The sequence below is a fragment of the Microbispora catharanthi genome (genome assembly GCF_006334915.2).
GTDB classification, from domain to species: domain Bacteria; phylum Actinomycetota; class Actinomycetes; order Streptosporangiales; family Streptosporangiaceae; genus Microbispora; species Microbispora catharanthi.
Genome location: NZ_VDMA02000011.1, coordinates 34,682 through 53,698, shown reverse-complemented (window position 1 = coordinate 53,698; position 19,017 = coordinate 34,682). Strand labels below are relative to the sequence as shown.

The 19,017-nt window shown below is 69.1% G+C and carries 15 protein-coding genes; 1 reads left to right on the top strand and 14 read right to left on the bottom strand.

Translation table 11 applies throughout. From position 1 onward, the window contains the following. Window positions 1-5 precede the first annotated feature (5 nt). The 7 genes from mmsA to FH610_RS21105 all read right to left on the bottom strand — a co-directional run bounded on the left by mmsA (window position 6) and on the right by FH610_RS21105 (window position 8,458). Complete coding sequence (gene mmsA / locus FH610_RS21135) at window positions 6-1,535, bottom strand: multiple monosaccharide ABC transporter ATP-binding protein (RefSeq protein WP_139576259.1); 1,530 nt, start codon at window positions 1,533-1,535, stop codon at window positions 6-8. A 50-nt stretch (window positions 1,536-1,585) separates the two neighbouring features. Further along, window positions 1,586-2,704, bottom strand: a complete 1,119-nt coding sequence (chvE, locus tag FH610_RS21130; protein WP_139576258.1) for a multiple monosaccharide ABC transporter substrate-binding protein — start codon at window positions 2,702-2,704, stop codon at window positions 1,586-1,588. Between the two features lie 72 nt (window positions 2,705-2,776). Further along, window positions 2,777-3,778, bottom strand: a complete 1,002-nt coding sequence (yjfF, locus tag FH610_RS21125; RefSeq protein ID WP_139576257.1) for a galactofuranose ABC transporter, permease protein YjfF — start codon at window positions 3,776-3,778, stop codon at window positions 2,777-2,779. Next, window positions 3,775-4,821: an ABC transporter permease gene (locus FH610_RS21120; RefSeq protein WP_139576256.1), complete on the bottom strand. Its 1,047-nt coding sequence runs from the start codon at window positions 4,819-4,821 to the stop codon at window positions 3,775-3,777. The genes yjfF and FH610_RS21120 overlap by 4 nt, the downstream gene beginning before the upstream one ends. Beyond that, entirely contained in the window at window positions 4,818-6,326 is a 1,509-nt protein-coding gene (locus tag FH610_RS21115; protein ID WP_139576255.1) for a sugar ABC transporter ATP-binding protein, read from the bottom strand. The genes FH610_RS21120 and FH610_RS21115 overlap by 4 nt, the downstream gene beginning before the upstream one ends. Window positions 6,327-6,401: 75 nt before the next feature. Next, window positions 6,402-7,397 (bottom strand): ABC transporter substrate-binding protein, encoded by a 996-nt coding sequence (locus FH610_RS21110; RefSeq protein ID WP_205825935.1) that lies wholly within the window; start codon window positions 7,395-7,397, stop codon window positions 6,402-6,404. 74 nt (window positions 7,398-7,471) lie between these two features. Then, window positions 7,472-8,458: a LacI family DNA-binding transcriptional regulator gene (locus tag FH610_RS21105; RefSeq protein WP_139576432.1), complete on the bottom strand. Its 987-nt coding sequence runs from the start codon at window positions 8,456-8,458 to the stop codon at window positions 7,472-7,474. A 254-nt stretch (window positions 8,459-8,712) separates the two neighbouring features. On the opposite strand from FH610_RS21105, the gene FH610_RS21100 reads away from it, so the two are divergent. After that, window positions 8,713-12,498, top strand: a complete 3,786-nt coding sequence (locus FH610_RS21100) for an alpha-L-arabinofuranosidase C-terminal domain-containing protein (protein WP_161628043.1) — start codon at window positions 8,713-8,715, stop codon at window positions 12,496-12,498. 237 nt (window positions 12,499-12,735) lie between these two features. Here the strand turns inward: FH610_RS21100 and FH610_RS21095 are convergent, their stop codons facing one another. The 7 genes from FH610_RS21095 to FH610_RS21065 all read right to left on the bottom strand — a co-directional run bounded on the left by FH610_RS21095 (window position 12,736) and on the right by FH610_RS21065 (window position 18,972). Continuing rightward, window positions 12,736-13,788, bottom strand: coding sequence for a LacI family DNA-binding transcriptional regulator (locus FH610_RS21095; protein WP_420813731.1), 1,053 nt, complete (start codon window positions 13,786-13,788; stop codon window positions 12,736-12,738). A 161-nt stretch (window positions 13,789-13,949) separates the two neighbouring features. Further along, the gene (locus tag FH610_RS21090) at window positions 13,950-14,810 is read right to left on the bottom strand and encodes a DMT family transporter (RefSeq protein ID WP_139576253.1); all 861 of its coding nucleotides are present in this window, start codon (window positions 14,808-14,810) and stop codon (window positions 13,950-13,952) included. 220 nt (window positions 14,811-15,030) lie between these two features. Further along, a complete protein-coding gene (locus FH610_RS21085; RefSeq protein ID WP_240809102.1) occupies window positions 15,031-15,822 on the bottom strand; it encodes a dienelactone hydrolase family protein in 792 nt (263 codons plus the stop codon). A gap of 160 nt (window positions 15,823-15,982) precedes the next feature. Beyond that, complete coding sequence (locus tag FH610_RS21080) at window positions 15,983-16,645, bottom strand: SRPBCC family protein (protein WP_139576251.1); 663 nt, start codon at window positions 16,643-16,645, stop codon at window positions 15,983-15,985. A 73-nt stretch (window positions 16,646-16,718) separates the two neighbouring features. Next, a complete protein-coding gene (locus FH610_RS21075) occupies window positions 16,719-18,080 on the bottom strand; it encodes a CynX/NimT family MFS transporter (protein WP_240809101.1) in 1,362 nt (453 codons plus the stop codon). 155 nt (window positions 18,081-18,235) lie between these two features. Beyond that, on the bottom strand, window positions 18,236-18,622 hold the full coding sequence (locus tag FH610_RS21070; protein ID WP_139576250.1) for a hypothetical protein: 387 nt from the start codon (window positions 18,620-18,622) through the stop codon (window positions 18,236-18,238). Further along, window positions 18,619-18,972 (bottom strand): hypothetical protein, encoded by a 354-nt coding sequence (locus FH610_RS21065; RefSeq protein ID WP_139576249.1) that lies wholly within the window; start codon window positions 18,970-18,972, stop codon window positions 18,619-18,621. The genes FH610_RS21070 and FH610_RS21065 overlap by 4 nt, the downstream gene beginning before the upstream one ends. Window positions 18,973-19,017 lie beyond the last annotated feature (45 nt).

The window sequence follows — 19,017 nt, the reverse complement described above, 5'->3', positions numbered from 1 at the left end:
GCGAGCTACTCCTGTCCCTTGGTCATGAGATACATGAGGCGTTCCTGCGTGGCCTCCTCGCGCGGCACCTCACCGGTGACGCGCCCCTCCGAGAGCGTATAGATGCGGTCGCAGAGGCCGAGCAGTTCGGGCAGCTCAGACGAGATCACCAGCACGGCCTTGCCCTGCTCCGCCAGACGGTTGATGATCATGTATATCTCGTACTTGGCGCCGACGTCGATGCCCCGGGTCGGCTCGTCGAGGATCAACACGTCCGGCTCGGTCAGGATCCACTTGGAGAGCACGACCTTCTGCTGGTTGCCGCCGCTCAGCTTGCCGACGACGCTGTCCACACTGGGCGCCTTGATGTTCATGCTCCCGCGGAACTGCTGGGCGACGCGGTATTCCTCGTACTCGTTCACCCAGCCGCGCCTGGACAGGCCCTTGAGCCAGGCCGCGCTGATGTTGCGCTTGATGTCCTCGATGAGGTTGAGGCCGTACCTCTTGCGGTCCTCGGTGGCGTAGGCGACGCCGTGCTTGATCGCGTCCTGCACGGTGCGCAGCTCGATCCGCTCGCCGCCCTTGAAGATCCTGCCGGAGATGTGCACGCCGTACGTCCGCCCGAACACGCTCATCGCCAGTTCGGTGCGCCCGGCGCCCATCAGCCCGGCCAGGCCCACGATCTCACCACGCCGCAGCATGAGCGAGGCCCCGTCGACCACCTTCCTGCCGGGCTGGCTGGGGCTGTAGACCGTCCAGTCCTCGATCCGGAAGGCCTCCTCGCCGATCGCGGGCGTGCGCGGCGGGAAGCGGTTGTCGAGGGCGCGGCCGACCATCCCGGAGATGATGCGGTCCTCGGTCACGCGGTCGACGGCCATGTCCAGCGTCTCGATCGTGCGCCCGTCACGGAGGATCGTGACGGAGTCGGCGATCGCCGTGACCTCGTTGAGCTTGTGCGAGATGATCACGCACGTGATGCCCTCGTCCCTGAGCCCGCGCAGCAGGTCGAGCAGGTGGGCCGAGTCCTCGTCGTTGAGCGCCGCGGTCGGCTCGTCGAGGATGAGGAGCTTGACCTCCTTCGACAGCGCCTTGGCGATCTCCACGAGCTGCTGCTTGCCCACGCCGATGTCGGAGACCGTCGTCGTGGGGTTCTCGCGCAGGCCGACCCGCCTCAACAGCTCGCCGGCCTCGTAGTTGGTTCGGTTCCAGTCGATGACGCCACGCGTCGCCCGCTCGTTGCCGAGGTAGATGTTCTCCGCGATCGACAGCTGCGGGCACAGCGCCAGCTCCTGGTGGATGATGACGATGCCGGCGTGCTCGCTGTCGCGGATGCCGCCGAACTCGCAGCGTCTGCCCTCGAAGGTGATCTCGCCGTCGTACTGGCCGTGGGGATAGACCCCGGACAGCACCTTCATCAGCGTCGACTTGCCGGCGCCGTTCTCGCCGCAGATAGCGTGGATCTCACCCCGCCGTACCGCCAGGTTGACGTCCTGCAGGGCCGTCACTCCGGGGAATGTCTTGGTGATCCCGCTCATTCGCAAGATGTGCTCGGTCATGTGCCCCCCGCTCAGGGAGGGCCCGGGGACTGCTCCCCGGGCCCGAATCCCTACTTGAGCTGGTCCTCGGTGTAGTAGCCGCTGCCGACGATGACATCCTTGTAGTTGTCCTTGTCGACGACCACCGGGTCGAGCAGGTACGACGGGACGACCTTGTTGCCGTTGTCGTAGTCCTTCTCGTTGTTCACCTCGGGCTTCTGACCCTTCAGCACCGCGTCCGCCATCTTCACGGTCTGCTCCGCGAGCTTGCGGGTGTCCTTGAAGATGGTGGAGTACTGCTCACCGGCGACGATCGACTTGACCGACGCCAGCTCGGCGTCCTGGCCGGTCACGACCGGGTACGGCTGCCCGCTGGTGCCGTAGCCGGAGCTCTTGAGCGCCGACAGGATGCCGATGGACAGGCCGTCGTACGGCGAGAGCACGCCGTCGACCTTGGCGTCACCGGTGTAGGTCTTGGTGAGGATGTCCTCCATGCGCTTCTGCGCCGTGGCGGGGTCCCACCGCAGGATGGCGGCCTGCTTGAAGTCGGTCTGGCCGCTCTTGACCTTCAGCGTGCCGTCGTCGATCTTCGGCTTGAGCACCGACATCGCGCCGTTCCAGAAGAAGGTGGCGTTGTTGTCGTCGGGCGAGCCGCCGAACAGCTCGACGTTGAACGGGCCCTTCTTGCCGCTGTCGACGCCGAGGCCCTTCAGCAGCGAGGTCGCCTGCTGCACGCCGACCTTGAAGTTGTCGAAGGTGGCGTAGTAGTCGACGTTCGGGCTGTTGCGGATGAGCCGGTCGTAGGCGATGACCGGGATCTTGTTGTCCGCGGCCTCCTGGAGCTGGGAGGTGATCGCGGTGCCGTCGATCGAGGCGATGATCAGGAGCTTGGCGCCCTTGGTGATCTGGTTCTCGATCTGGTTGACCTGGGTGGGGATGTCGTTCTCGGCGTACTGGAGGTCGACCTTGTAGCCGAGGGCCTCAAGCTGCTGCTTCACGTTGTCGCCGTCGTGGATCCAGCGCTCCGACGACTTCGTGGGCATGGTGACGCCGATCAGGGCGCCGGCGGTGCCGGCCCCGGAGGACGCGGACGCCTCGGTGTCCACCGTCTTCTGGCTGGAGCCGCAGGCCGTCATTGTCGCGGCGAGCGCGATGGCGGACACCACGCCCCCGATTCGTAGCAACCTCATATGCATCTCCTTGGTTGGGGGTCGCCGCACAGCTCGATGCGGCCGGTAGAAGGGACTGGGACGTTTTTCACGTCAAGGAGTTCGGCGGCGCGATCCACCCGAGAACACGCGCTGCAGGAGGATGAAGACGAAGAGCAGCAGACCAATGAAGATCCTGGTCCACCAGGAGCTGAGCGTGCCCTCGAAGCTGATGATCGTCTGAATCAGCCCCAGCACGAGCACGCCGAGCACGGTGCCGAGTAGGAAGCCGCTCCCGCCGGTCAGCAGCGTACCGCCGATGACGACCGCGGCAATCGCGTCCAGCTCCATGCCCACGGCGCTCAGTCCGTAGCCCGACAGCGAGTAGAAGGCGAACAGCAGGCCGCCGAGGGCCGAGCAGAACCCGCTGATCGTGTAGACCGCGATCTTCGTACGGGCCACCGGGAGACCCATGAGCAGGGCCGACTGCTCGCTGCCGCCGGTCGCGTAGACGTTTCGGCCGAGCCGGGTGTAGTGCAGCACGTACGCCGCGATCAGCACGACCACCACCGCGATCACCGCGCTCGGGGAGACCGACAGGTCGCCGCCGAGGTTGATCCGCGTCTGGGCGATGTCGGTGAAAGTCGGGTTCTCGATCGGGATCGACTCGGTGCTGATCGTGTAGCACAGGCCGCGGGCCAGGAACATCCCGGCCAGCGTGACGATGAACGGCTGGATCTCGAAGTAGTGGATGATGGCGCCCATGGCCAGGCCCAGCACCGCGCCGATCACCAGCACCAGGGCCATGACCGCGTACGCCGGCCAGCCGTCCTTCAGCAGGCTCGCGCTCAACATCGTGGCGAGCGCGACCACCGAACCGACCGACAGGTCGATGCCGCCGGTGAGGATCACGAACGTCATGCCGACCGCGACGACCAGCAGGAACGCGTTGTCGATGAAGACGTTGAGGATGATCTGCCCGGTGGCGAAGTTCTCGTAGCGGATGCCGCCCGCCACGAACATGGCCAGGAACAGGCCCGCGGTCACCAGGACCGGAATGTACTTCGGCGGGACCGTGCGACGGCGGAGGTCCCGCAGGCCGGCGATGCTCGTCATGCCGAGACCCTCACCTTCTCTTCGGCCGCCGGACGCGCCGTCATCGGGCGCCTGCGGCGGTGGAACACCTTCGTGCGGAAGGCCGGGGACTGGATCAGGCAGACGATCGTCACCACGAGCGCCTTGAACAGCAGCGTCGTCTCCGGCGGAACGCCGATCGAGTAGATCGTGGTGGTCAGCGTCTGGATGATGAGGGCGCCCAGCACGGTGCCGCTCAGCGAGAACCGGCCGCCGGACAGCGGGGTGCCGCCGATGACGACGGCGAGGATCGCGTCCAGCTCGATCCACAGACCGGCGTTGTTGCCGTCGGCGCTGGAGACGTTCGAGCTGATCATCAGGCCCGCGATGCCGGCGCACAGCCCGCAGAACGCGTACACCGTCATGAGCACGCCGCGGGCGCTGATGCCGGCCAGGCGGCTCGCCTCGGCGTTGCCGCCGACCGACTCGATGAGCAGGCCGAGCGCCAGGCGCCGGGTGAGGAACGCGGTGAGCGCGAGCACGACCGCCACGATGATGATCCCGAACGGCAGCGTCAGCCAGTAGCCGCCGCCGATCAGCTTGTACGGCGAGCTGTTGACCGTGGTGATCTGGCCGTCGGTGATGAGCTGGGCCAGGCCGCGCCCGGCGACCATCAGGATCAGCGTCGCGATGATCGGCTGGATGCCGATGCCCGCGACGAGGAAGCCGTTCCACGCGCCGAGGACCACCGACAGCACCAGCGCGAGGCCCACGGCCCCGAGCACGCCGCCCACCGAGTTCTGGTCGGACAGGCCGCTGATGCGCAGGCAGGCCAGCGCGCCGGCGATCGCCACGACCGAGCCGACCGACAGGTCGATGCCGCTGGTGGCGATGACCAGCGTCATGCCGAGCGACACCAGGATCAGCGGCGCGCCGAACCGGACGATGTCGATCAGGCTGCCGTAGAGGTGCCCCTCCTTCATCTGGATCTTGAAGAAGTTGTCCGTGAAGATGAGGTTCAGTGCCAGCAACGCGACCAGGATGACCAGGGGCCAGAACAGGCGATGCTTCAGGATCCGGCTCATGATCGGGCTCCGCTCGCGATCGTCTCCGTCAGGGTGTCGGTCGTCAGCCCCTCGTTGTCCATCTGGGCGACCAGCTTGCGGTCGCGGAGCACGCCGACCTTGTGGCTGAGCCGCAACACCTCCTCCAGCTCGGCGGAGATGAACAGCACGGCCATCCCGCCGTCCGACAGCTCGGCGACGAGGCGCTGGATCTCGGTCTTGGCGCCGACGTCGATGCCGCGGGTGGGCTCGTCGAGGATGAGCAGGCGGGGCTCCAGGATGAGCCAGCGGGCCAGCAGCACCTTCTGCTGGTTGCCGCCGCTGAGGTTCTTGATGAGCTGGTCGGGGTTGGCCGGGCGGATGTTCAGCGCGGCGATGTACTTGTCGACCAGCTCGTCCTGCTTGCGCCGGGGGATCGGCCTGGTCCAGCCGCGGGAGGCCTGCAGGGCGAGGATGAGATTCTCCCGGACCGTCAGGTCGGGGATGAGGCCCTCGGCGCGCCGGTTCTCGGAGCAGAAGGCGAGCTTGCGGGCGACGGCCGAGCGCGGCGTGCGCAGGCTGACCTGCTCGCCGTCGATCTTCAGCGAGCCGGTGCCCGCGTGGTCGGCGCCGAACAGCAGCCGGGCGATCTCCGTACGGCCCGAGCCGAGCAGCCCGGCCAGGCCGACGACCTCGCCCTCGTGGATGGTGAGCGTGAACGGCTGGATGGCGCCGGTGCGGCCCAGCTCCTCGGCCTGGACCAGCGGCGCACCCTCGCCGGCCGGCGGGCGTTCCTCCAGCTTCTCGAGGTCGGCCAGCTCGCGGCCGATCATCTTGCCGATCAGCTCGACCTGGCTCAGCTCGCTGGTGAGATACTCCCCCACGAGCGTGCCGTTGCGCAGGATCGTCATCCGGTCGGAGATCTCGTAGATCTGGTCGAGGAAGTGCGAGACGAACAGGATCGCGATGCCCTGCTCCTTGAGCCTGCGCATCACCGTGAAGAGCTGGGCGACCTCCCCGGCGTCCAGGCTGGAGGTGGGCTCGTCGAGGATGAGAACCTTCGCGTCGATGTCGACCGCCCGCGCGATCGCGACCATCTGCTGGAGCGCCAGCGAGTACGACGACAGGGGCGCCGACACGTCGATGTCGAGGTCGAGCCGGGCGAGGATCTCCTCGGCCCGGCGGCGCATCGCCTTCCATTGGATGCGGCCGAGCCGGCGGGGCTCACGCCCGATGAAGATGTTCTCCGCCACCGACAGGTTCGTGCAGAGGTTGACCTCCTGGTAGACGGTGCTGATGCCCGCCTGCTGCGCGGCGAGGGGGCTGGAGAAGGCGACCGGCCGGCCCTCCAGCTCGATCTCGCCGGCGTCGATGTCGTAGACGCCGGTAAGCACCTTGATCAAGGTGGACTTGCCGGCGCCGTTCTCCCCCATCAGCGCGTGAACCTCGCCCGGCAACAGCCGGAAGTCGACGCCGTCCAGTGCCTTCACGCCGGGGAACTGCTTGCCGATCCCGCTCATCCGCAGGATCGGCGCGGGTGCGGCCATGCGGCGCCCCTCTCATCCTCGTAACTCGTCGTCGCGGGTGAGGCCGCCCCCGTTACGGGGGCGGCCAGGAACCGATCAGTACTTGCGGTTGGGCAGGGCCTCCTTGGCCTGCTCCTGGGTGAAGGTGGTCTCCTCGGTGACCACCCGCTGGGGCACCTGCTCGCCCTTGACGACCTTCTTGGCGAGGTCCATGAGCTGGGTGCCGAGCAGCGGGGAGCACTCGACGATGTAGTTGATCTTGCCGTCGGCGAGGGCCTGCATGCCGTCGTGGACCGCGTCAACCGTGATGATCTTGATGTCCTTGCCCGGGACCTTGCCCGCGCCCTCGATCGCCTCGATGGCGCCGAGGCCCATGTCGTCGTTGTGCGCGTACAGCACGTCGATCTTGGGGTTGGACTTCAGGAAGGCCTCCATGACCTCCTTGCCCTTGGCCCGGGTGAAGTCGCCGCTCTGCGAGGCGATCACCTTGAACTTCGGGTCGGCCGAGATGACCTGCTGGAAGCCGGCCTTGCGGTCGTTGGCGGGCGCGGAGCCGGTGGTGCCCTCCAGCTGGACGATGTTCACGTCGTCCTTGCTGTCCTTGTACTGGTCGACCAGCCACTGACCGGCCTTCTTGCCCTCCTCGACGAAGTCGGAGCCGAGGAAGGTCTTGTACAGGCTGGTGTCCTTGGAGTCCACGGCCCGGTCGGTGAGGATGACCGGGATCTTCGCGTTCTGCGCCTCCTTGAGGACGGTGTCCCAGCCCGACTCCACGACCGGCGAGAAGGCGATCACGTCGACCTTCTGCTGGATGTAGGAGCGGATGGCCTTGATCTGGTTCTCCTGCTTCTGCTGCGCGTCGGAGAACTTCAGCTCGACGCCGGCCGTCTTGGCCGACTCCTGAATGTCCTTGGTGTTGGCGGTGCGCCAGCCGCTTTCCGCGCCGACCTGGGCGAAGCCCATGACGAGCTTTCCGTCGTCGGCGCCACCGCCGGACGAACCGCCGCTGCCGCCGCTGTCACTGCTGCTGCAACCGGCCATCGTCAGGGCCGTGGCACCGGCCAGGATCAGTGCCGAGATCCTCTTCAACACTGGGGGGATCCTTTCTACCTGTTAGCGCTAACACCTAGGGCACAGCGCTGATCATCGAATGTGATTCCGTACGGCTAGCGCGCGGCTGTGCTTCCCCTGAGCACGAACTGGGGAGGCACGACGAGACGCTCATGAGGCAGCCCCTCGCCCGACTCGATCTGCCGGAGCAGCACGTCGATGCTGCGCCTGCCTACGGCCCCGAAGTCCTGTCTGATGGTGGTGAGCGGCGGGGAGAAGAACTCCGACTCAGGGATGTCGTCGAAGCCCACGATGCTGATCTGCTCGGGGACCTTCACCCCCTCCTCCGTGAACGCGCGCAGGAGGCCGAGCGCCATCTGGTCGTTGGCGACGAACACCGCGGTGACGTCGCCGGCCATGGCGGCGAGCTCCTTGCCGGCCCGGTAGCCCGATCGGGGGCTCCAGTCACCGGTCAGCATGCCGGGGACGGGCCGCCCCGCGGCGGTCAGAACCGCGCGCCAGCCGTCGATCCGGCCCTCGGCCTCCAGCCAGTCCGCCGGGCCGCTGATGTGCCAGACGGTCTCGTGCCCCAGCTCGAGCAGGTGCGAGGTCGCCAGCCTGGCGCCCTCGACCTGGTCGACGCTGACCACGGAGACGTCGCCCTGGTGCCAGCCCTCGACGGCCACGGCGGGCATGCCCGCCGGCAGGTCGTCGAGCGCCCGGGCCGCCGACCGCTGCGGGGCGACGACGACGATGCCGTCCACGCCCTGCTCGGCGAGGTAGCCGATCGCGTCGTTCACGCCGGCCCTGTCGATGGTCCGCAGGCTCACGATGCTCACGAAGTAGCCCGCGTCCCTCGCCGCCTGCTCGATTCCGTATACCGTGCTTGCCGGGCCGTACAGCGTCGTGTCGAAGCTGACCACGCCCAGCGTGCGCGAGTGCTTGGTGACCAGAGCCCGGGCGACGAGGTTGCGGCGGTAACCGAGCTGGTCGATGGCCCGCATGACCCGGGTGCGGGTCTCGGCGCGGACGTTCGGATGGTCGTTGAGCACCCGCGAGACCGTCTGGTGCGACACTCCGGCCAGCCTGGCCACGTCGGCCATGACGGGCGGGCGGCGGTCGACGTTGGGTCCCACTGGCGCTCCTCTCAACTGCTTGGGAAGACTGTGAGCGTTAACACGACCCCCCGTCAAGGTGGTGGCCGATTACGGTCCGGTCACACCGAAACATCGCGTTAACCTCCTATTGACGGACATGCCGCATGGCCCTTAACTGGTGGCCGAATCCAGCTTGTTAGCGCTCACTTCGCGACCATCCCGTGATGTTAACGCTAACAGAAACCGGAGGAGCCCCCCGAATGAGCAGAAAGGCCTGGTCACTGGCCTTATCGGCGGCCATGGTGAGCGGTGTGGTGGGCGGCATGCTCTCCACCACGCCGGCTCAGGCCGAAACCGCCGACCCGATCCCCGCCGGCGCGTCCGTCGACCAGTTCGACGCCGCCGCGCTCGGTCCCGACTGGCAGGTCCTCAACCCCGACAACACCCAGTGGTCCCTCGGCGAGCAGCCCGGCAGCCTCCGCATCCACTCGTTGAAGGGCGACACCTACCAGACCGACAACTCGGCCAAGAACATCTTCCTCATGGACGTCCCCGCCGGGGACTTCGAGGTCGTCACGAAGTTCAGCGCCCCGGTCGCGCTCGACTACCAGAGCGCCGGCATCTTCGCCTGGCAGGACTGGGACAACTACGTCCGCGCCGGTCTCGCGCACGTCGGCTCGTCCGGGGGCAACGTCATCGAGACCGACACCGAGGTGAAGGCGGCCTTCACCGCGGCCTTCGCGAGCCGCTCCGGATCCACGGGCGAGATCCTCAAGCTGACGAGGTCGGGCAACGAGTTCACCTCGTCCTACTGGGACGGCTCCGCCTGGGTGCAGGCGTCCAAGGTCACCGCCGCGCTGGACGTCAGGCAGGTCGGCCTGTTCGCGCTGTCCGCGCAGAACGGCACGCCGATCGCGGCCGACTTCGACTACTTCGCGGTCAAGGCGGCCGAGGGCAAGGCGATCGTCCCGTCCGGCCCGTTCACGCTGCGGGCGGCCGGCTCCGCGCCCTACCTGTCGGCGGCCAAGGACGGGCAGTTGATCGCCTCCGACGCCCCGGGCATGACGAGCCTCGCGGTCACCGCCGAGGACAAGGGCGACGGCACGGTCGCGCTCAAGGACCTGAACGGCAAGGGCTACCTGGGGGTCGCCGACGACTCCACGCTGCGCCTCGGCTCGACGGCTGGAGCGTTCCAGCTCCGCGACGCCGGCGGAGGCAAGGTGTACCTGTCGGCCGGGGACAGGCGAGTCGCGGTCAGCGACGGCAGACTCGTCGCCACGAGCCAGACCACAACAACCCAGACGACAACAACACAGGGGACGAAGTTCCAGGTCGAGGGGTACGCCAAGGACGTCGGCGAGCTCAAGGTGGACACCACCGCCGCCGGCACCAAGGTCAGCCCCAACCTGTACGGCATCTTCTACGAGGACATCAACCACGCGGCCGACGGCGGCCTGTACGCCGAGCTCGTGCAGAACCGGTCCTTCGAGTTCAACTCGGTGGACAACCGGAACTACAACGGCCTGACCGCGTGGACCAAGGTCGAGCGCGGCGGCGCGGCCGGCACGGCCGCGGTGTCCGGCGACCGGCCGCTGAACAGTGACAACCGCAACTTCCTGCGGCTGGACATCACCAGCCCGGGCACCGGTTTCGGCGTGAGCAACGCCGGCTTCAACAAGGGCGTCGCGGTCCAGGCCGGCAAGACCTACGACCTGTCGCTGTTCGCCCGGCGCACCAGCGGCGGCCCGATCACCGCGTCCATCGAGAGCGCCGACGGCTCCAAGGTGTACGGCACGGCCACGATCGACGCCCAGTCGGCCGACTGGAAGAAGTACACCGCGACGATCACCGCGAGCGAGACCACCGACGCGGGGCGCCTGGTCGTGCTGGCCGGCGGCAGCGGCCGGGCCGACCTCGACATGATCTCGCTGTTCCCCGAGGACACCTTCAAGGGCCGTCAGAACGGCATGCGCAAGGACATCGCCGAGACGATCGCCGCGCTCAAGCCGCGCTTCCTGCGCTTCCCCGGCGGCTGCGTGACCAACGTCGGCACCTACGACCCGTACTCGCTCAACCAGGACCGGCGCCGCATCTACCAGTGGAAGGAGACGCTCGGCCCGGTCGAGGAGCGGCCGACCAACTTCAACTTCTGGGGCTACAACCAGACGTACGGCATCGGCTACTACGAGTACTTCCAGTTCGCCGAGGACATCGGCGCCGAGCCGCTGCCGGTGCTGTCGGTGGGCGTCAACGGCTGCAACGAGAACCGGCCGCTGACCGACGAGGCCAAGCTCCAGCGGTGGGTCCAGGACACGCTCGACCTCATCGAGTTCGCCAACGGTCCCGCCGACTCCACCTGGGGTGCCAAGCGGGCCGCCATGGGCCACCCCAAGCCGTTCGACCTGAAGTACATCGGCCTCGGCAACGAGGAGATCTACACCGAGTTCTTCACGAACTTCCCCAAGTTCGCGAGCGCGATCCGGGCCGAGTACCCGAACATCAAGATCCTCTCGAACGCCGGCCAGACGTCCCAGGGCAGCTGGTTCGATCGCATGTGGCAGTTCGCGCGTGACCAGAAGGCCGACCTGGTCGACGAGCACTACTACAACGACCCGAGCTGGTTCCTGGCCAACAACCACCGCTACGACACCTACGACCGCAGCGGCCCGCACGTGTTCGTCGGCGAGTACGCCTCGAAGGGCAGCACGTACTGGAACGCGCTGACCGAGGCGTCGTACCTGACCGGCATCGAGCGCAACTCCGACGTCGTCGAGCTGGCGTCGTACGCGCCGCTGCTGTCCAACGTCGACTACGTCAACTGGACGCCGGACCTCATCTGGTTCGACAACGACCAGGTGTACGGCTCCCCCAGCTACTACGTGCAGCGCCTGTTCTCCCGCAACGTGGGCGACACCGTGCTGCCGAGCACGTACAAGGCGAGCCCGCTGCCGGCCGACGACATCAAGGGCGCCATCGGCCTCGGCTCCTGGAACACCCAGGTCCGCTACGACGACGTCAAGGTCACCGGGGCCGACGGCACGGTCCTGTTCGACGACGACTTCTCGAACGGCACGGGCAAGTGGACTCCCGGCCAGGGAACGTGGGCGGCGCAGGACGGCGCGTACGTCCAGACGGCCAACGTGGCCGACGCCCGCTCCACGGCCGGCTCGACGGACTGGTCCGACTACACGCTGGAGGTCACGGCACGCAAGACCGGCGGAGCCGAGGGCTTCCTGGTGATGTTCGGCGCGAAGGACACCGGCAACTTCTACTGGTGGAACATCGGCGGCTGGAACAACACCCAGTCGGCCGTCGAGAAGGCGACGAACGGCTCCAAGTCGTCGATCGCGACGTCGAGCACCACGGTCCAGACCGGTCGCGACTACACAATCAAGATCCAGGTCTCCGGTCGCCACATCACCACCTGGCTGGACGGCCAGAAGATCAACGACTTCACCGACAACGCCGCCGTCGAACCGCTCTACCAGGTGGTCTCGAAGGACAGCGACAGCGGCGACGTGGTGATCAAGGCCGTCAACGTCCAGGACACCGCCGTGCGCAGCACGGTCGACCTCGGCACCGCCGCGATCGCGCCGAAGGCCATCGTCACCTCGCTGACCGGCGACCCGGCCGCCGTGAACTCGCTCGCCGAGCCCACGAAGATCTCTCCGGTCGAGCGGGAGGTGAGCGGATTCTCCTCCGCCTTCACCTACGACTTCCCGGCCCACTCGGTGACGTTCATCCGCCTCGGCAAGGACACCCGGGCCGGCACCACCGTCACCGCCCACGCGTCGCCCGAGCAGGTGAAGCAGGGCAAGAAGGTCCAGGTCCACTACAGCGTGGACCCGGAGGGCGCGACCGGTGAGGTGACCGTGTCCGAGGGCGCGACGATCCTCGGCGACGGGACGCTCAACCCCGGCGGCCAGGGCAAGACCGAGCTCGGCCTCGACCTGCCGGCCGGCACACACGAGCTCACCGTCTCCTACTCCGGCGACGCCCGCTTCCGGCCGTCGGCCACCATGGTGACGCTGGAGGTGAAGCCGTAGCAAACGGCCGTCCGGGGTGCGCCATCGCCCCGGGCGGCTCCTCGCGAGCGGCGGCAGGCGTGGACACGCCTGCCGCCGCTCTCACCTGTGTCCGATCACCGAAGCGGGCAGCGCAGCCGACAGGCCGCCCATGGGACGGTCCGCACGGGGACGGTTGTTCCACGCGTCCCGCCGGGGGCCTAGACCGGCGGGACGCGGTCTTCCGCCCGGCTCGCTCGCGAGCGGGGCGGAAGCTTTTCAGGGGCTGACGCCGGTGCTCTCCCTCACCACGAGTTCGGGCTCCACCATGCGCCTGGCCTCGCCGTCCACCCCGAAGATGCGGTCGAGCAGGAGCTGGAACGCCTGCCGGCCGACCTCGCCGAAGTTCTGCCGTACGGTGGTCAGGGGCGGCCAGAAGTAGGCCGCCTCGGGGACGTCGTCGAACCCGACGACGCTCACGTCCTCGGGGACCCGCCGGCCAGCCTCCCGCAGGGCTCGCAGCACGCCCATCGCCATGTGGTCGTTGGCCACGAAGATCGCCGTCACGTCGGGCTCGCGGGCGAGCCGCTTGCCGATCTCGTAGCCGGAGTGAGCGGTCCAGTCGCCGACCAGCGGCTCGGGAACCTCCCTGCCCTCCGCCTCCAGCACCGACCGCCAGCCGGCCACCCGGCCGCTCGCGTCGATCCAGTTGGGCGGGCCCGACAGGTGCCAGACGGTGCGGTGACCGAGACTGAGCAGGTGGCGGGTGGCACGGGCGGCGCCGGCGTACTGGTCCACCGCCGCCACCGGCACCGGCAGATCGGTTCCTCCGCCGACGTCGACCGCCGGGAGGCCCGGGGGAAGGTGCCGGAGCCCCTCGGCGGCCGACTCGTGCGGCGCGACGACGATGACGCCGTCCACCGACTGGGACCGCAGGCGGTCGATTCCCCTGGTGATCCAGGTGCGGTTGAGCGCGGGCAGGCTGGCGATGCTGACCAGGTAGTCGCTGTCCCTGGCCGCCTGCTCGATGCCGAACAACGTGGAGGCCGGGCCGTACAGGGTGGTGTCGAAGCAGACGACCCCCAGCACCCCCGAGCGGCCGGTCACCAGGACCCGCGCCGCCGAATTGGGCCGGTAGTCGAGCTCGCGGACCGCCGCGAGAACGCGCGCCCGGGTCTCCGGGCGCACCTTCTCCGGAGCGTTCAGCACTCTCGACACCGTCATCGCCGACACTCCTGCCAGCTCCGCGACGTCCTCCATGACCGCCGCCTTCGGGCGTTCGGTCGGGCTCTCTCCAGGCCGGACCTTCGTCATCCGCCGCGCCCCGCTCATTCTGATCAGGTTCCCGAGTGTTTGCGATAACAGCAAGCCGTGTCAATACCGTGGTGACCACTGTCGCGTCACGAGCCCTGTGAGGAACGTTTCGCCTGGTGACCGCGTACGCGCACTGCCCCCAGCTCATGGTATCGCTAACAGGCCTTCCGGCCCCTGAGTTAGCGCGGGACGCCGCGAAGTTCCCCCCTGGCGAGCCAGGCGAGGGCGCACAGAAGCACGATCGCCCCGCCCACCTGTACGGCGGACAGGCGCTCCCCCAGCAGCACGACGCCGATGACGGCGGCGACCAGCGGTTCGAGCAGGGAGAGGACCGCCGCCGTGGTGCCGCCGACGACGCGCAGCCCCGCGAAGAACAGCCCGTACGCGAGCGCCGTCGGCACGGCCGCCAGGTAGCCGAGCAGCAGCACGTTGGTCACGGTGTGCCCGGCGGGCAGCAGCCCTCCGGCGGCGGCGAGTGGGAGCAGGCAGGCCGCGCCCCCGGCGAACCCCCATACGGCCACGCCGTCGGCGGGCATCCGGCGGGTCGTGAGGGTGACGAGGGAGTAGGCCGCCGCCGACAGCAGCGAGTAGCCGGCGCCCGCCGGGGTGACCGTCTGCGCGCCTCCCGTGAGCATGGCCAGACCGGCGACGGCGAGCGCCGCGCATCCGAGGCCGGTACGGCCCAGCGGCTCGCCCAGGAAGACCCGGCCACCGACCGCCACCAGGAGCGGAGCGGCGCCCATCGTGATCATCGTGGCGACCGCGACCCCGGCCTCGGCGATGGCCGCGAAGTAGGCCGCCTGGCACACCGCCATCGCCGGGCCGACGAGCAGCACCGCCCGCCAGGAGGGGCGGCTGCGCGCGACGGCGAGCAGGAGCGCCGCGCCGCAGGCGAAGCGCCAGAACGACACGGCGACGGGACTCAACTGTCCCGCGCCGTGCAGCAGCGCCCCCGCCGCTCCCCCGGTTCCCCAGGCGACCGCGGCGGTGGACACGTAGACGAGACCCTGCCGTACGGACAGGGCTGGAGCATGGTTCATCGATGTCTCTCCAGTGAGGTGGGCCCGATTGCCGCAGGCGGGCAGGGGCCACCGGCCGGGCCGCCCAGGCCCGGCTCACCGGATGGCGCCGCCCGCTAGCGAGCGGGCGGCGGAGAGACGATCAATGTCACGCGGGCACCGTAACGTGCCCGCGCGTTCGGCCGCATCACCATTTAGGCACTTTCGGGGGTGCCGGTGCGCGCGGCGGGAGCCGGAAGGCTTAGTCTTGCATCGTGGCAGCCCGAGGCGAGGTCAGGTCGCCTCGGGCTGTCCGCTTCAGGAAGCCGAGGATGCGCGACCAGGCGTCGGCGCAGGTCTCGGCCAACTCCGGGCGGCCCAGCTCGAAGAAGCTGTGCGGCGCTCCCGGATAGGTGACGAACTCGTGCGCCACCCCCGCGCCTTCCAGCGCCTCGCCGAACGCGCTCACCACCTCGGGGGAGATACCCTCGTCCGCGCCGCCGAACAATCCCAGGATCGGTCCGCGCAGCTCGCCCGCCATCTGGGTGGGGCCGGGGTTGCCGAACAGCACGTCCGGATATCCGTACAGGCCGATGGTGCCGGCGAGCCCGAAGGCCGGCCGGGCCGTCATGAACGCGAGCCTGCCGCCGAAACAGAAGCCGAGGGAGACGATTTCCTCGTCGCTTTCGGCCCGCAGGTGTGCGGCGCCGGCGGCGATGTCGGCGAACAGCCCGTCCTTGTGCGCCTTGCCCAGGTGCTCCATGAAGGGGAAATCCTCGGTCCGCGGGTCGGTCCCGGCCGTACGCCCGAAATAGTCGATGGCGAGCGCGATGTGCCCCTGCTCGGCGAGCCGTTCAGTGAGGCGTTCATAGAATCCCGACAAGCCCCGGTTGTCCGGCAGGACGAGCACCGCAGGACCGGACGCGCGGCCGGGGCGGGCCAGATGAGCCGCGAAGTTCGCGCCGTCGGCCGAGGTCAGCACAAGGCGTTCGGACGTGACGGTCGTGATCGGAGAACCGTGGACGGGCGGCACGGCGTCGGGCTCGTAGCACACGGGCGACATCCCTTTCGGTTGATGCGATGAGATACGCCCGAGAGGCTATAACAAGGTTTTTCCATCATATCAGGGCTAAATAAATTTCCGATCACTCACATATAACGAATAGGCCCGTCTCTCGATTTACGAGAGACGGGCCTATTCGCGTGGTGCCTGATCAGATCACCGGACCGGGCGTGTCGCGCGGCGGCACCGGGCCGGTGCCGGGGACGGGACCCGTGCCGGGAGCGGGCGGGATCGGGCCGGTGCCGGGCGGCGGCAGCGGCGTCTCGCGCGGATACTCGGGGTTCACGGTCCGGGGCGGCATCGGCTCGCCGATGTCGTAACCCGTGCCGAAGCCGCCGGTGCCCGTGCCGCCCTGCTGGTGCGGACCGGGGACCTCACCGCGCCAGCCGCCGGTCTCGCCGCCGCGCGACTCGATGAACGTCTTGAAACGCTCCAGGTCGCCCTTGACGCGCATGCGGACGATCTGCAGGGCGTCCGCCGCCTTCTCCAGGAAGCCCTCGGGGTCGTACTCCATCTGCAGCGTGACCCGGGTCGTGGTGTCGTCGATGCGGTGGAAGGTGACGACGCCGGCCTGCCGCGGCGTGTCCACCGAGCGCCAGGCCACCCGCTCGTCGGGGTGCTGCTCGGTGATCTCCGCCTCGAACTCACGGCGGACGCCCGCGATCTCGACGACCCAGTCGGTGCGCGTGTCGCCGATCTGCTTGACCGACTCCACGCCCTCCATGAACTCCGGGAAGCTCTCGAACTGCGTCCACTGGTTGTACGCGGTGCGGATCGGGACATTCACGTCGACGGACTGTTCGATCGAGCTCATGCCTCCTCCTTCTCTCGTGGGCTACTGCACTACGCCTGCCCTGAGAGGAGGAGGTAAACCCGGGTGCGCGGCCTCAGCGGGTGGCCGACCTGCGGCGCTCGTCTCCCCGGCCCGCACCGTGCCGTCCGGCCGGGCGGGTCAGGCGCGGCCGGGCCGCCTTGCCCCCGTCGCCCGACCGCGCGTGCCGCGCCTTCTCGGCCGACCGGCGCGCCCGTCCCGCGACGAGGTCGCGCACGCCCCGCGAGACGTGGTCGTCCCGCCGCCCAGTGGGCACGGACGACGTCTCGTCTTCCAGGGTGCGGTCGGCCGCCGCGTACCAGCCGGTCACCACCTGTACGGCGAGCGCGGCGAACAGCAGCCCGAACGGCAGCACCCACCCACCGCTCACCTGGTGGAGCAGGCCGAACGTGATCGGTCCGGCGCCCGCGATGAGATACCCGGCGCTCTGCCCGAAGGCCGACAGCGCGGCGGTGCCCGTCGCCGTGCGGGTCCGCATGGCGAGCAGCGCCAGCGCGAGCGGGAACGTGCCCCCGCCGACGGCCACGAGGATCGACCACGCCCACAGCGCCTGCCCGGTGAGCAGGCCCGCGAAGCCGGCCGCGTAGAGGACGGCGAAGGCGATCACCAGCGGGCGCTGTCCGGACAGCCGGGCCGCCAGGGCGGGCACCGCCATGGAGACGGGGATCCCGAGCCCGGTGAACACGGCGAGGACCAGGCCGGCCTGCCCGGCGGTGTAGCCGTTGTCCCGCAGCAGCAGCGGCAGCCAGCCGAACATCACGTACGCGATGAGCGACTGCGAGCCGAAGTATCCGGCCACGGCCCAGGCGAGCCTGCTGCGCAGGAGGCCGTCGGCTCCGGCCCTCGCGGATGTGTCGCGCCGCTCCGGCTCACCGCGCCTGAGCGCGAGCCACGGAATCGCGGCCACGGCGGCCAGGGCCGCCCACACCCCGAGTGCCACATGCCAGTTGCCTCCCGCCGCCTGCTGCACGGGAACGGTCGCGGCGGCGGCGACCATCGTCCCGGCCGCGAGCGCCGTCGAGTAGACGGTGGTCATCGCACCCGCCCGCCGGGGGAAGTGCCTCTTGATCAGCGCGGGGATGACGACGTTGCCGACCGCGCCGCCTGCCAGCGCGACCGCGCTCGCGGCCATGAACGGCACGGCCGAGTCGACGAGGGAGCGCGCGGCCTGCCCCGCCGCGAGCAGGACGATCGCGGCCAGCAGCAGCCGGTGCTCCCCCATCCTGCGGGACATGGCCGGCGTCAGGGCGCCGAACAGAGCGAAGCTCATCACCGGCAGCGTGGTGAGGAGCCCCGTCATCGCCCCCGACAGGCCCAATCCCGCGCTCACCTGGTCGAGGACGGTCCCCACGCTGGTCACCGCGGTGCGCAGGTTCAGCGCGGCGAGGGCGATGCCCCCGGCGATCAACCACGCCATCGATCCGCCTTGTGCTCTCCATGGTGCTCGGAGCACGCCCCTCCGCGTCACGACGGCACTCATCGCCGCAACATCTCCCCTCATCGGGTCATCCTACGATTGACACCATACCAAAGCCCTCATCGCTCTCATTTGTTCCAGCTTCGGAGAACTCGTTACGAACGCCGGACGCCGCGAAGCAGCCACAGGAGGCCGATCACGGGCAGCGCGAGCGGCACGTACCCATACCCGCTGCCATACCCCGACCACACGGTGGCCTGCGGAAACGCGGCGGGGTCCGCCAGGCTCAGCGTGCCGACGACCAGCACCCCGGCCAGCTCGACCAGGCAGGCGGCGACCGCGACGCGCCGTGCGCCCCGGGCCAGCGCCACCGTGAGCACGATGTAGACCACTCCGGCGAACGCCGACAGCACGTACGCCAGCGGCGCCTCGGCGAACCTCGTGGCGATCTGCACGGCGGCGCGGGAGGTCGCGGCCAGCGCGAAGATCCCGTACACGGCCACGAGCACGCGTCCCGGCCCTGTGCCGGAAGGGGCACTCATGCGCCGGCGTTCCAGATCTGCAGCAGCCGCCCGGTCATGACGGCCACGGTGAAGGCGGCCACGGCGATGACCCCCGGGCCCCAGCGCGTACGCTCCGCCCGGCCCCACCACATGGCGGCGGGCGGGATCACCACGGTGCCCGCCAGGTAGCCGATGAAGGTCGCCTTGTCCACCACGTGGCCGAGCCCGGCCAGCGCGAAGCCCGCCTGCGCGAGCACGGCGAGCTCCAACAGTCCCAGCCCGACCAGCAGCACCGGCCCCATCGGCCGATCCCGTACGGCGGTGACGACGCCGACAAGCGCCAGCAGCAGGGCGGCGCCGATCAGCCAGCCCGAATAGGCGCCGTTCATGCCGCGCTCAGGGCGGGGATCGCAGACATGGCCAGTAGGGTATCG